General features: G+C 48.2%; 11 protein-coding genes and 1 tRNA gene. 5 read left to right on the forward strand and 7 right to left on the reverse strand.

The annotated features are described in order from the left end of the window. Positions 1-257: 257 nt before the first annotated feature. On the forward strand, positions 258-1,844 hold the full coding sequence (gene tyrR, locus M988_RS08510) for a transcriptional regulator TyrR (protein WP_064573669.1): 1,587 nt from the start codon (positions 258-260) through the stop codon (positions 1,842-1,844). A gap of 58 nt (positions 1,845-1,902) precedes the next feature. Here tyrR and tpx read toward each other — a convergent pair whose 3' ends face one another. Beyond that, the gene (tpx, locus tag M988_RS08515; RefSeq protein WP_004093161.1) at positions 1,903-2,406 is read right to left on the reverse strand and encodes a thiol peroxidase; all 504 of its coding nucleotides are present in this window, start codon (positions 2,404-2,406) and stop codon (positions 1,903-1,905) included. Between the two features lie 172 nt (positions 2,407-2,578). Here tpx and ycjG point away from each other — a divergent pair, with 172 nt between their 5' ends. After that, on the forward strand, positions 2,579-3,544 hold the full coding sequence (gene ycjG, locus M988_RS08520) for an L-Ala-D/L-Glu epimerase (RefSeq protein WP_039186483.1): 966 nt from the start codon (positions 2,579-2,581) through the stop codon (positions 3,542-3,544). A 9-nt stretch (positions 3,545-3,553) separates the two neighbouring features. Here ycjG and mpaA read toward each other — a convergent pair whose 3' ends face one another. Beyond that, positions 3,554-4,273: a murein tripeptide amidase MpaA gene (gene mpaA / locus M988_RS08525; RefSeq protein ID WP_039186485.1), complete on the reverse strand. Its 720-nt coding sequence runs from the start codon at positions 4,271-4,273 to the stop codon at positions 3,554-3,556. Between the two features lie 192 nt (positions 4,274-4,465). Here mpaA and M988_RS08530 point away from each other — a divergent pair, with 192 nt between their 5' ends. Beyond that, complete coding sequence (locus M988_RS08530; RefSeq protein ID WP_064573673.1) at positions 4,466-6,082, forward strand: peptide ABC transporter substrate-binding protein; 1,617 nt, start codon at positions 4,466-4,468, stop codon at positions 6,080-6,082. Here M988_RS08530 and M988_RS08535 read toward each other — a convergent pair. Then, the gene (locus tag M988_RS08535) at positions 6,079-7,512 is read right to left on the reverse strand and encodes an MltF family protein (protein WP_008813686.1); all 1,434 of its coding nucleotides are present in this window, start codon (positions 7,510-7,512) and stop codon (positions 6,079-6,081) included. The two genes, M988_RS08530 and M988_RS08535, sit on opposite strands and share 4 nt — an antisense overlap. A 375-nt stretch (positions 7,513-7,887) precedes the next feature. Here M988_RS08535 and M988_RS08540 point away from each other — a divergent pair, with 375 nt between their 5' ends. Then, positions 7,888-8,889: a L,D-transpeptidase family protein gene (locus M988_RS08540; RefSeq protein ID WP_008813685.1), complete on the forward strand. Its 1,002-nt coding sequence runs from the start codon at positions 7,888-7,890 to the stop codon at positions 8,887-8,889. Between the two features lie 224 nt (positions 8,890-9,113). Here M988_RS08540 and M988_RS08545 read toward each other — a convergent pair whose 3' ends face one another. From M988_RS08545 to pykF, 3 genes are all read right to left on the reverse strand, one after another. Further along, entirely contained in the window at positions 9,114-9,350 is a 237-nt protein-coding gene (locus M988_RS08545) for a major outer membrane lipoprotein (RefSeq protein WP_004093172.1), read from the reverse strand. Between the two features lie 441 nt (positions 9,351-9,791). Continuing rightward, positions 9,792-10,028 (reverse strand): major outer membrane lipoprotein, encoded by a 237-nt coding sequence (locus M988_RS08550; RefSeq protein WP_004093174.1) that lies wholly within the window; start codon positions 10,026-10,028, stop codon positions 9,792-9,794. Between the two features lie 303 nt (positions 10,029-10,331). Beyond that, positions 10,332-11,744, reverse strand: a complete 1,413-nt coding sequence (gene pykF, locus M988_RS08555; RefSeq protein ID WP_008813684.1) for a pyruvate kinase PykF — start codon at positions 11,742-11,744, stop codon at positions 10,332-10,334. Positions 11,745-12,345: 601 nt separating this feature from the next. Between pykF and M988_RS08560 the strand changes: the two genes are divergently transcribed. Beyond that, positions 12,346-13,956, forward strand: a complete 1,611-nt coding sequence (locus M988_RS08560) for a tyrosinase family protein (RefSeq protein WP_064573675.1) — start codon at positions 12,346-12,348, stop codon at positions 13,954-13,956. A gap of 127 nt (positions 13,957-14,083) precedes the next feature. On the opposite strand, the gene M988_RS08565 is transcribed toward M988_RS08560, so the two are convergent. Then, positions 14,084-14,160, reverse strand: a tRNA-Val gene (locus M988_RS08565). Between the last annotated feature and the right edge of the window lie 6 nt (positions 14,161-14,166).

Below are 14,166 nucleotides of genomic sequence, written 5' to 3' on the forward strand. Positions count from 1 at the left end.
TCATAACTGTGATGATTAGTTTAAGTTTCATTATATAAGTTGTCATAGTTTTACTACCGTAACCCAAAGTCAGTCTTGTGATAAATCAGAAATGACTGGCTGGATAACAATAGAAAGATCTGTCAACTTATACTGACAGTTACTGTTTCAGTTGTCGTACAATGACCCCATCAGTATGAGCGACAGCTGGTTACCTCTCGTGTTTTTGACACGTATGTTTTTTATACATAGCAATATGCAGATTAAGGTCAAAACTGATGCGCCTGGAAGTTTTTTGTGAAGACCGAATCGGCTTAACCCGTGAACTGCTGGATTTGCTAGCAGCGCGTAATATTGATTTGCGCGGGATTGAGATCGATACCATCGGTCGTATCTATTTGAATTTTAATGAACTTGACTTTGAAGTCTTCCGTCAGTTGATGGCAGAAATTCGTCGCATCAGCGGTGTTACCGACGTGCGCACGGTGCCTTACATGCCATCAGAGCGTGAACATCGTGCGATGTGGGCACTGTTGGAATCACTGCCTGAACCGGTTTTTTCCATCGATATGAAGGGAAAAGTTGAGCTGGCGAATCAGGCTGCGCTCACGCTGTTTGGTACGACGGAAGACAAAATCTGTAATCAGACCGCAGGGGGTTTGATCGGTGGTTATAACTTTTTGCGCTGGTTGGAAAACGAAACTGTTGCTCCGCACGCGGAAAAAGTCGTGATCCGTGGTCAGGACTATCTGATGGACATTACCCCGATCTATCTTGGTGATGAGAAGGGCGAAATGTCTGCGCCAGTGGGTGCGGTGGTGGTGCTGAAATCTGCGGTGCGCATTGGACGTCAGTTGCAAAATCTTACCGTAAACGACGACAGTGAATTCGAGCACATCATTGGCGTGAGTCCTAAAATGCGTCAGGTGTTGGAACAGGCACGAAAACTGGCGATGCTGGATGCCCCGTTATTGATCGTGGGTGATACCGGAACCGGTAAAGATGTATTGGCGCGCGCCTGTCATTTACGCAGCCCACGCGGCAAACAGCCATTTTTAGCGCTAAACTGCGCGGCATTGCCTGATGACGTCGCCGAAAGTGAACTTTTTGGCCATGCCGCAGGGGCTTATCCTAACGCGCTGGAAGGTAAAAAAGGTTTCTTCGAGCAGGCTAACGGCGGTTCGGTGTTGCTGGATGAAATCGGTGAAATGACGCCGCGTATGCAAACCAAGCTGCTGCGTTTCCTTAACGATGGCACGTTCCGTCGCGTGGGGGAAGAGCATGAGGTGAGTGTTGATGTGCGCGTTATTTGCGCGACGCAGAAAAACCTCATTGATTTGGTGCAGCGCGGTTTATTCCGTGAAGATCTCTATTACCGCTTGAACGTACTGACGCTGAATTTACCACCGTTGCGCGAGCGTACTCAGGATATTATGCCGCTGACCGAGCTGTTTGTGTCACGCTTTGCCGATGAGCAGGGAATGCCGCGTCCTCGTTTGGCGCCGGAACTGAACGGTTTCCTCTGTCAGTACGGCTGGCCGGGTAACGTCCGTCAGCTGAAAAATGCGATTTACCGTGCGCTGACTCAGCTAGAAGGGTATGAACTGCGCCCGCAGGATGTGGTGTTACCTGAGTTTGAGGCAGAAATGGCGCTGGGTGATGAAGTACTTGATGGCTCGCTCGACGATATTTGTAAACGTTTTGAACGTTCAGTGTTGACGCGTTTGTATCGCAACTATCCAAGCACGCGCAAATTAGCTAAGCGTCTGGGTGTATCACACACGGCGATTGCGAACAAACTCCGTGAGTATGGATTGAGTAGTCGACGCCATACAGAAACGCATCCTGATTCTGAGGACGCGTAAAAAAGAAAACGCGGTGGCTGGAAACAGCACCGCGTTTTTGTTTATATCAGGCTAACGTTTATTTCAGCGCAGCCAGAGCCGCGTCGTAATCTGGCTCTTCGGTGATTTCGTTGACCAGTTGGCTGTAGACAACGTTGTCGTTGCTATCCAGAACGACGACTGCACGTGCAGTCAGGCCAGCTAGCGGGCCGTCAGAAATGGCAACGCCATAATCATGTTTGAAGTCACCGCCGCGCAAGGTGGACAGAGTGATGACGTTGTTCAGGCCTTCTGCGCCGCAGAAGCGTGACTGAGCAAAAGGCAGGTCGGCAGAGATGCACAGCACCACGGCATTTTCGGTCTGGCTCGCCAGTTGATTGAATTTTCTCACTGATGCGGCACATACGCCGGTATCAATGCTTGGGAATATATTCAGGATTTTGCGTTTACCAGCCAGACTTGCCAGATCAACATCGGAAAGATCTTTAGCGACCAGTTTGAAAGGCTTCGCTTTGTCACCCGCCTGAGGGAGTTGGCCGGCTACGTGAACTGGGTTGCCTTGAAAATGAACTGTCTGCGTCATTATGGTATTTCCTATTACAGTTAGTTAACACGAACTAGAGTTTACGCTAACACGATAACCTTGAATACACGAACAATTTTAAATGTTTGTGTAACATGGTGATATTGGCTAATACTTCAGCTATGACATCCATGACTCGCTTCGCGCCTTTAATAAAAGCTAAGGAATCAGCATGAAAACGATGCGTTTTTATTCAGAAGTCTGGCCTTTACATACCCCATTTGTGATTGCTCGCGGTAGCCGAACCGAAGCTTATGTCGTGGTGGTTGAGATTGAGAAAGATGGTGTGGTGGGTATTGGCGAATGTACGCCGTATGCACGTTATGGTGAGGACGTAGAGAGCGTGCTGGCGCAGCTAGCATCGGTTCAATCGGCGGTTGAAAACGGCATCGATCGTCGTGAACTGCAAATGCGCCTCCCCGCAGGCGCTGCGCGCAATGCCGTGGACTGCGCACTGTGGGATTTGATCTGCAAGCAGACGAATACCACGCTGTGGGAGCAGTGTAATGTGCCGCAACCCACTCAGATACGCATGGCTCAAACGGTGTCTATTGGTTCTCCAGAACAGATGGCGTCAACGGCGCTCTCTCTGTCTCAGCAAGGCGCAACATTGCTGAAAATCAAACTAGACGATCATCTTATCACCGAGCGCTTGATGGCTATCCGTGCAGCGGTGCCAGAGACAACGCTGATTGTTGATGCTAATGAGTCGTGGCAGGCGGAAGGATTGGCGGCGCGTTGCCAGCTTTTAGCTGATGTTGGCGTTGCCATGCTAGAGCAGCCGTTGGCCGCGAAACAGGATGATGCTTTGGCACACTTTATTCATCCTTTGCCTATCTGTGCCGATGAAAGCTGCCACACCTGTAGCGACTTTTCGGCGCTGAAAGGGCGTTATGACATGGTGAATATTAAGCTGGATAAAACCGGTGGGCTGACCGAAGCGTTGGCGTTACGTTCTTTGGCGCAGAAAGAGGGGATGGCCATCATGCTGGGATGTATGATTTGCACCTCGCGGGCGATTCGTGCCGCATTGCCGTTGGCACCGGCAGCCAAGTTTGTCGACTTCGATGGACCGACTTGGCTGGCACAGGATTCTCAGCCTGCGCTGAACTTTAGCTGCGGCGGCATTCAGCTATAGCTTTGCTGGCTATAAATCATAATCGATCAACGCCAGCAGTGCCGGAAGATACTTTTCGCTGGCGAGATCGGCTGAAATAGCTGGAAGCTCTAACGTAATGCAGGGCAAACCGAGATCGGCACACCAGCTACCAAATGATCCCGGCGTTTCATATCCTACACTGCTGACCAGCGGCAGCTCAAAGTCTGCGGAAAGCTGCTGTCCCAGCAGGCTGTGGTGCGGATCTTCCACGCAGGCTAAGGGTTCATGCAACGAGACGACCCATGCCGGTTTTAAGCGGTGAATAAGCTGGCACAATGCCTGCGTTTCTGGCTCCGAGCCTGCGGTGTCTCCGGTCGATAATCTGACGTCTCTCTCACTGCTGGCGCTGTTCCAGCGGTAAACGGACGAGCCAGATAGCCAGTTGGCTGCGGGGAAGTTTCGGTTTAGATCGACACCAGCCGAATTAGCACGTAGCCCAAGCTGGCAGCCGTCTGGGTTGACCGCCAAAATAACATGGTGGCGCTGTTGCATTGGCTGCAGGCTGCGTAATGCGCAGGAAAGTGCAATCACGGCCGTGGTTTCGTCTCCGTGAGTACCCGCCATGATCAAGCCAGTCTCACGATCGGGCTGCACCGCGGGGAAATAGAGCAGCGGTGCACCGAGTAAAGAGTGGCCATAGGTGATGGCTTCTGCGCTGATTTGTCCGCGTTCTGAGCGGGGACGGATCTGTTTTACACCATTTCCCATGCAACAGTTTTCCCGTGATAGTAGAATAAGTTCGAATAATTTCCGTCTGTTAACCTTCTTATTAAGGCACACTTTTTGACCTCAGAAAACGTTCGACTCGACAAAAAATAACGAACGTGGGGGATAACGGTGTTCAGAATGAGGAAATGCTGCAGGCCATGCCAATGACTTTGGATATATAGGGTTCTATTCATGCATCTTTTTCGTGTTACCGCATTAGCCGCATTGATTGCTTCGGGGTTTGTTACCGCACAGGCTGCACAGGTTCCGGCTGGAACCCTATTGGCCGATAAGCAAGAGATTGTTCGTCATATTAAAGATGAGCCCGCGTCGTTGGACCCCGCTAAGGTGGTGGGTTTACCGGAAGCACAGGTTGCCCGCGATCTTTTTGAAGGTTTGGTGAATCAGGGGGCCGACGGGAAGCCAGAGCCGGGCGTAGCTCAGAGTTGGCAAACCGTCGATAACAAACGCTATGTGTTTAAACTGCGTGAAAACGCCAAATGGTCGAACGGTGAACCGGTTACGGCCTACGATTTCGTTTACAGTTGGCAGCGTCTGGTTGATCCCAAAACGCTTTCACCTTTTGCGTGGTTCGCGCAAATGGCGGGTATCGCGAATGCAGACGGAATTATCAGCGGCAAAGTACCGGTGCAAAAGTTGGGCGTTGCTGCACCTGATTCACAAACGCTGGTGGTGCAATTGAATAAACCCGTGCCTTTTTTTGTGAATCTACTGGCGAACTTTAGCCTGTTTCCTGTTCCACAAAAGACCATCGAAAAATACGGCAACGATTGGACTAAGCCAGAAAACGTGGTTGGCAATGGTGCGTTTGCCATGCAAGAACGGGTCGTGAACGAAAAAATCGTTTTAAAGCCAAACCCTTACTATTGGGATCATAAAAATACGGTGTTGACCAAGGTGACGTTTATTCCGATAAATCAGGAATCGGCGGCGACCAAGCGTTATCTGGCTGATGATATTGATATCACCGAATCTTTCCCGAAAAATATGTATAAAAAGCTGATGAAGGATATCCCCGGTCAGGTGTATACACCGGATCAGTTGGGCACCTACTACTATGCCTTTAATACACAGAAAGCGCCGCTCAATGATGTTCGCGTTCGTCGTGCGCTTTCCTATGCTATCGACCGGCAAATCATTGCGGAAAAAGTGTTAGGCACAGGCGAGAAGCCCGCGTATCACTTCACACCGGATGTGACCGCCGGATTTGAGCCTGTGCCTCTAGCCATGCAGAAAATGACGCCGGCTGAGCGCAATAAACAGGCAAAAGAGTGGCTGAAAGAGGCGGGGTATGGACCAAAGAAACCGCTGAAATTAACGCTGCTGTATAACACGTCGGAAAATCACCAAAAGATTGCGATTGCCGTGGCATCCATGTGGAAGAAGTCGCTGGGGGCTCAGGTGAAATTAACCAATCAAGAGTGGAAAACCTATATCGATAGCCGTAATACCGGCAAATTTGATGTGGTACGAGCGTCGTGGGTGGGCGACTATAACGAAGCATCGACGTTTTTGTCGTTGCTGACGTCGACGCATAGCGGCAATATTGCCAAGTTTAATAGCCCCGGCTATGACAAATTGCTGAAAATGGCCAGTGAGGAAACCGATGCCGCCAAGCGTAATGCCGATTACGTACAGGCTGAGCAGATCATTGCCGAGCAAGCACCGATTGCACCTATCTATCAGTACACCAATGGGCGTCTCATTAAACCGTGGGTGAAGGGTTATCCTATCACTAACCCTGAAGATGTTGCCTACAGCCAAACGATGTACATTATCAAGCATTAAATAAGTGGGGGAGCCGGCTTGGCGGCCTGCTCCTTTTCTAGCTGCTCTTGCTTTATCAGTGTGTACGCAACGTAGTATTTGAAGATATTGCTCACATACTGCACCGTTTCATTACCGATTTTTAATTGCGCAACGCGTTCGACGTTGTCAAACCAGCGGTTCGGATCGAGCCCCATAGTTTTAGCCTGTTTGCGTAAACTCTCCACTTTGGCGGGGCCTGCATTGTAGGCGGCAAAGGTGAAGAGCATTTTGTTGAGATCGTCCATAGGCTGATCGGCAAAATAGCGCTCCTGCATAAAGCGAATATATTTTACCCCAGCATTTATGTTGGGATCGGCTTGGGTGATGTCACCTACTTTGAGCGATTTCCCCGTGCTGGGGAGAATCTGCATAATGCCAATCGCACCGCTGTGACTACGTTTGGTCTGATCAAGTTGCGATTCTTGATAACCTTGGGCCACCATCAATAGCCAATCTACGCTGTATTGTTTGCCATATTTTTGGAATATCGCAGTGACCTGCGCGAACTTCGTGAGTTCCTTTTCAGACGTGGCGCTTTTAACCCACTTCACACTGCGCAAGTATTTATATATCTGCTGGTTACCAAACGAGCTTCCCAGCTTATGGCTGGCACAAAAAGGGTCGAGTTTAGCACGCAACAATGGGGAGTTTTTACGCCACGCGAGGGCGATATTGCCATCCTCGCGTAGGGCTATATGATCGTAAACCACAAGATTAGGATAGATTTTTTGCCACAGCAGCGCGAGGTAGCGATCAACGACCGTATAGCCCGCAAGATTGGCGTTAATCATCTCTAGAATATCTTCTGGCTCAAAATTTCCCGGCGCGCTATTGACCCGTAGTGGTGCTAATCCTTGTTTCTTTAATTGCTCATTAAATGCGTTCACGCTTTGCATATAGCTGGTGGACGGATTAATAAATACGCTTTTTCCTGCTAAATCATTGACGGTGGTAAGCGGTGGCTGAAGCTTGTTGGCAACCACAACCTCATGTACCCCCGTGGCCAGCGGTGTGGAGAAATCCACTAACTGCTGGCGCTCTGGGGTAATTGTGAGGTTTGCTGCAATAACATCGCCTTTTCCTGCGAGTAAATTGGGGATCAGCTTGTCCCGAGAGGTTGGGATAAGCACCACATGGATTTTTTTGTCCGGCTTGACGCCGTTGTTCAACTGCTTATCAAACTCTTGCATTAGCTCAACCATCAAACCCCGAGGCGTACCCTGATTGTCTAAAAAATAAAAGGTTTTGCTATAGGGGATCAATACGCGAATGATTCTGCGCTGCTGCATGGTGTCGAAATCACCATACACCGACTTTATGGCCGTTGGCAGCGCCAGTGTTTTAGCCGGTTCGGCGTAGCTGAAAGCGCTGAACAGCAGAGCAATGAACAGATAGAGGCAGCGCACCATGGTTCACCTAAAGGCGGAGGAGAAATGGGCGAATATCGGGCTTCGCGTTATCTTTTAAATATAGTTCTTCTGCGTTGCAAGCTGGATATTTATTCATTCGACAAATTCATGTGGCAAATGTAAATGTCGCTAACACCAGATCAATCTGATTCCTTGACGTTAATGTTTTGTGCATATTAGCTCTGCTTGCGTTAACAATTTGAAATATAACGCAAAAGTATTTTGGTAACACATTGATTTATTGGCATTTTAATTGCCTTTTCTTTTCTGGCTGTTAGTATGACTTGTGTTGATAACACTGGCAGTTCTACAGCCTTGTATATTTGATGAGTTAGCCTTCGTCCTGAAGGTAAACAATAAGACTGGGAATCAAGCATGAAGCGTGCACTACCTCTTGTGACTATGTTGCTTTCGGTATGGATGGCAGGGACGTCTGTTGCCGAGGCAACCGAATACCCTTTGCCGCCACCGGACAGCCGTTTGATTGGTGAAAACGTGACGGTAACGGTACAAAACAATGGCAAACCTCTTGAAGACATTGCCTCTCGCTACCAGATTGGCCTGCTTGGCATGCTGGAAGCTAATCCGGGAGTCGATCCTTATCTGCCTACGCCGGGGACGGTTTTAACCATTCCTTCGCAAATGTTGCTGCCCGATGCGCCGCGTGAAGGCATTGTGATTAACTTGGCAGAAATGCGACTGTTCTATTACCCGAAAGGGGAAGGTAAAGTCGTGGTTTATCCTATTGGCATTGGCCAGTTGGGACGTAACACGCCAGAAATGGTGACCAGCGTTTCTCAGTCCATTGCTAATCCTACTTGGACGCCAACGGCAAATATTCGCAAACACTATAAAGCTGAAGGTGTGACGTTGCCGGCGGTTGTACCGGCAGGCCCAGAAAATCCAATGGGTTTGTTTGCGCTGCGTCTGTCGGCTCAAGGGGGGGTATACCTCATCCACGGCACCAACGCGAATTTTGGGATTGGCATGCGCGTAAGCTCTGGCTGTATCCGCCTACGCCCAGACGATATCGAAGCATTGTTTAAAACCGTTCCTAAAGGAACGCGAGTTCAGATCGTGAATGCGCCGGTGAAAGTTTCGGTGGAGCCTGATGGTAAGCGTTATGTGGAAGTACATCAGCCATTGTCACGCACTGAGAAAGACGATCCGCAAACGATGCCTATTGTTCTGAAACCGGCAGCTAAAAAGTTTGCAGAAAGCCCACTGACCGATCGACTGGTGTTTGATGAGGCGATGAAACGCCGCTCGGGTATGCCCGTTTTAGTGCACCATGGTCAAGAAGTGAAATCTGAGCCTGCCGCCAACGCAGTGAAGATTACCGAAGCCAAGGCTGAGACTGCCAAGGATATTCAATAAAAGCGTATGGCATGCGTTTAGCGCGCTGTAGTGTGATTCATGGGGATGCCTCTGGGCGTCCTTTTTTTATGGGTGCGACTCAATAAATGCGGTTAGTGGTTTGCTTTACGTGGACGGCGAGATAAAGCGGGGCTGATAGGGGATGGGAGGGCTCGGCGTGTTAGATGACGTCGGCATAAAAAAAGGCGCACAAAGTGCGCCTTTATTACATGACTCAAGAAATATTATTTCTTGTATTTAACAGCCATGTTGTCCAGACGCTGGTTAGCACGTGCTGCGTCGTCTTTAGCAGTCTGAACGTCAGCGCGCATTGCGTTAACGTCGTTGCTCAGCTGATCAACTTTGGTGTTCAGAGTCTGAACATCAGTAGACAGTTGGTCGATTTTAGCATTGCTTGAACAACCAGCCAGCATAGTAGAAGCCAGGATTACTGCGCCCAGTACCAGTTTAGTACGATTCATTATAAAACCCTCTAGATTGAGTTAATCTCCATGTAGCGTTACAAGTATTACACAAACCATTTTCTAAAGAGAATAAATTTTTTGTACTAAGTCGCTTTATTTTGATCGTTCGCTCAAAGAAACGCCTTCTTTTTCCAAAAGATTAAAAAAAGGAGAGAAAACAGGTCATTTCTATTGGATTCATCTTATTTTGATTTGGAAATTAATTATATGAACAGGACTAATTCAGGCGGAAAAAATGCGGTACAGATGTAAACAAAAATGAGAGCTTGAAGCTTGAATTATTCTTAATTTCTGCTAATCCGAGCGCCAGAGTGGGTGATTAGGAGTGTATGAACATCACGAGTGACCATACATGAGTTCGATTCGGGTTCGTAAGACGCTAATGGCAGCACAAGAATGGTGCCATTAGCGCGTTTATATCACATTGCGTAAGCAATATTATTTCTTGTAGCCACCGCGAATGTTGTCCAAACGCTGGTTAGCGCGAGCGGCTTCATCTTTAGCAGACTGAACGTCAGTGCGCATGGCGTTAACGTCGTTGCTCAGCTGATCAACTTTGGTGGTCAGAGTCTGAACATCAGTCGACAGTTGGTCGATTTTAGCGTTGCTTGTACAGCCAGCCAGCATAGTAGACGCCAGAATTACTGCGCCCAGTACCAATTTAGTGCGATTCATTGTAACACCCTCTAGTTTGAGTTGATTTCCATATAGCTAAACGAGTATTACACAAACTCTTTTTCGAAGAGAATACATTTTTTGTACTGAATCGCTTTGTTTTGACCAGTCATCTAAATAAACGTCATTTTTAAATGAAAAAATTAAATTAAGTTGGCGAAAATGAAGCTTTTTTGCTTGTTTTGCTAGGATTTTAAAATAAGTAAAAATCATGATTAACAATAGCTTAAGTTTGAACTGTGTGATAAAAACAATAAAAAAAGCGCCGGATTCCGGCGCTTGATATAATTACAATAAATGTAATTAGAGAACGTGAACAGAAGCGGTGTTGGTAGTTCCACTTGGCACCAGTGCGCCTGAAACCATAACGACAACGTCGCCTTTCTGAGCCAGACCGCTTTCAACTGCGACTTCTTTACCGATACGATAGAAATCGTCAGTAGAAGCAATCTCTTTAACCAGCATAGGAACCACGCCTTTGCTCAGGATCAACTGGCGAGCGGTCACTGGGTTAGTGGTCAGCGCTAGGATCATCGCATCTGGGAAGTATTTGCGTACGGCTTTCGCTGATTTACCGCCTGCGGTTGCCACAACAATTAGCGGTGCGTCCAGTTTTTCTGCTGTTTCAACGGCGCCACGGCATACGGCTTCAGTGATGCGCAGTTTGCGGCTGTCATGCAGAGTTTCGATACGGCTCTGCATCACACGGTCTGTGCGCTCACAGATAGTGGCCATAATGCTGACGGCTTCCAGAGGATATTTACCCTTAGCGCTTTCGCCTGACAGCATAACGGCGTCAGTACCGTCGAGGATGGCGTTAGCAACGTCGCCCGCTTCTGCGCGAGTTGGACGTGGGTTTTTGATCATGGAATCCAGCATTTGGGTCGCAGTAATAACGACTTTACGTGCGCGGTTACATTTTTCGATCATCATCTTCTGAGCGAAGATAACTTCTTCAACCGGGATTTCCACGCCCAGGTCACCACGTGCAACCATGATGCCGTCAGACGCTTCCAGAATTTCGTCGAAGTTGTTCAGGCCTTCTTGGTTTTCGATCTTAGAGATAATCTGGATGTTTTCGCCACCGTGTGCTTTCAGGTGTTCGCGAATTTCCATGACATCAGAACGTTTACGGATGAATGAAGCCGCAACGAAATCAACGCCTTGCTCACAGCCGAATACCAAGTCACGCTTGTCTTTTTCAGCCAGTGCTGGCAACTGAATGGAAACGCCCGGCAGGTTAACACCTTTGTTCTCGCCCAGATCGCCGGCGTTCAGAACCTTACAAACCACTTCGGTTTCTGACACTTCGATAACTTCCATACCGATCAAACCGTCGTCAACCAGCACGGTGTTACCGATTTTCAGGTCAGCGGCAAAGCCTGGGTAGGTGACGGCTACACGGCTGGTGTTACCAACGACGCTTTGGTCCGTGGTGAAAGTGAAAGTCTGACCTGCGGTCAGCGCGGCGTCTTTACCGCCTTCCAGTTTCATCGTACGGATTTCTGGGCCTTTGGTGTCCAGCAAAATAGCGGCTTTCTTACCGGTTTTTTCCATTACAGCACGGATATTTTTGATGCGCTGTCCGTGTTCTTCATAATCACCGTGGGAGAAGTTAAGACGCATAACGTTCATGCCTGCGGTCAGCATGTTGTTTAGCATTTCTTCGGATTCGGTCTTAGGACCGATGGTGCATACGATTTTGGTCTTTTTCATGAAGTTTAATTTCTGCAAGTTGTGATGGATTGAAAAAACAATGTGCTCTTGGCGATGCCATGAGCAAGAGATGAAGCCGATAAAACGATGTTGCTTAAAAGGTTAACGTTGCCTAAAAGTGTGAACGTCGGTAATCGGGATGTTGAAACACTACTAAGAATAGATGACAGCTGAGGGATGGATGCGGAAAAGTGTTCTCCGCGTTTAGGTATTGATAAGCGCGAAAGCATCTTTGAATTGTAGTTTGCGTAGCGACAGATCAAGGGCTGAAACCATTCAATTGAAATGACGTTTCGTATTATACGGTCTTAACCTGTGAATTGACAACGAATTTGCCTCACCGTGGACGTGATTAGCTAAAAAAACAACGATTGCTGCGCAAATGTAGCGTCGATGAAAAACTTGTTGCGCAATAAAATTTTGACATTCCCTCAGATACCGGCTGGATCTATTCATGTTTGGCCGCTTGCTGAGATTGATTAATGTTCTATGCTTATTTTTGCCATCAGGCGAAATATTATTTCTGATGGCGGCAGGTTATCGCTTTTAAATCAGAATATTATTCTTTTTGCTCAAAATCCTACTATTAAGGATATTTAATATGAGTAAGCGTGAATCCCCTTTTAGCCTGAGCAGGCGCCGTTTAATTATCGCCACGACGCTGACTACGCTCGCAGCAGCACTCCCGTTTCAATCTGCATTTTCAGCCATGCCCTCCACAGACACCAAAAGACGCTATACGCGTGTGAATCTCAATAGCAAAGAAGGGCAGAGAATGCTCGAAAGCTATCAAAAAGGGATCAGGGCAATGCTCGCATTACCGCCATCAGATCCCCTGAATTGGTATCGGCATACGTTAATTCATACGCTTGATTGCCCTCATGGTAATTGGTGGTTTTTGCCTTGGCATCGTGGGTATGTGGGGTGGTTTGAAAGGATCATCCGTAAACTGAGCGGAGACGCTGATTTTGCCATGCCGTTCTGGGATTGGACGGCGGAACCGCGTATTCCTGAGGTTTTTTTTGACGGTGTGCTTAATCCAGATAATCAGGCGTTTATTGATAGTTACGCTAAATTTCGTGAAGCATTATTTAATCCTGTAGAAGCATTGTGGGGGCAATTCACTCCGCAACAGCTGCATGAATTACAACTGCGTAACTATCCGTATCCACGCGATCTTTGGCGAGGTATCGAAGGTGATGGAAAACCTGAAGACGCGATGTTCTTTCCTCGAGGGCAAACGCGAGCGCTCACTCAAGACCAACCCAATTTCGATTGCACAACCCAGAACGCGGTTTCCCTAGAGACGATTTTAGATGCATTGGCGCCGCGTTCTTTTGAGCTGTTTGGCAGTGAGTCCGCGCCCAATCATAGCAACAGCCATCAGCATGGTTTTGGAATACTGGAGGCCTTCCCGCATAACAAAGTGCATAACGATATCGGAGGTTTTATGGGGAACTTTTTGTCTCCTGTCGACCCGGTTTTCTTCATGCATCATGCTAATCTCGATCGTTTATGGGAGGTGTGGCGCACAAAGCAAATACGAGATAATTTGCCCACCGAGCCACAAACCGGCTTGAGCCTGTGGAAAAACGAGCCTTTCCTGTTTTACGTCGATGAAAATGGTCGGCCAGTGCAGAAGAACAGCGCAGGAGATTATGCCCAGATAGGCGATTTTGATTATGACTATCAAACGGGAAGCGGGGATTCAACGCCACGTTTAACGCAGGGTAAAGTAAGCTCACTGCCTGCACTACAGCTAGATGCCACACTCGATCAAACGGATTTGAGCAATGGCCAAATTGTTAACGCCCAGGTGATTTTGCCGAAGCCTCTGCAAAATTCAGCGGAGCTGTTTGGGGATGAGCAGCAACGCTACTACGCGTTGGTGGAGATCATGCCGATGTCTTCGGTTCAGGGCGTGAGCTTTAATGTTGCTCTGGATAAACCGAGTTTGATGCAGAAGAGAACTCAGGTCAGCGCTGTCGACACTTGCCAAGATCCTGTGAATAGCTTCGCCTTTTTCGGCAGCATGGATATGACGAACATGAAGACAACCTTTATGGTGCCAATGACGGCGGCATTACGTGGGCTGAGCGGAAGTGAAAAGAGCTCGGGGATGATTAACATATATATTTCGGCCACCACGGAGGATGATATGAAGATGAAGGTTAATGCAAAAGTGTTGTCGGTGATATTGAAAACGTTCTGATTGAGTCGCGCAGAGGCGGCACAGACTAAAGGAGAGTCGCTATCTGCGGGCTTTATCGTTTTTTGTAAGAGAGATTTCGCAAAAGAAACGAAGTGGCAATGAGAGAAGGGCGGTGGTTTGCAAAGAATGGTGCGTCCGAGTGAACTCGAATCACCGACCCCCACCATGTCAAGGTGGTGCTCTAACCAACTGAGCTACGGACGCATCGAA

Origin of the sequence: Hafnia paralvei ATCC 29927 (genome assembly GCF_001655005.1) — a bacterium.
Lineage (GTDB): Bacteria > Pseudomonadota > Gammaproteobacteria > Enterobacterales > Enterobacteriaceae > Hafnia > Hafnia paralvei.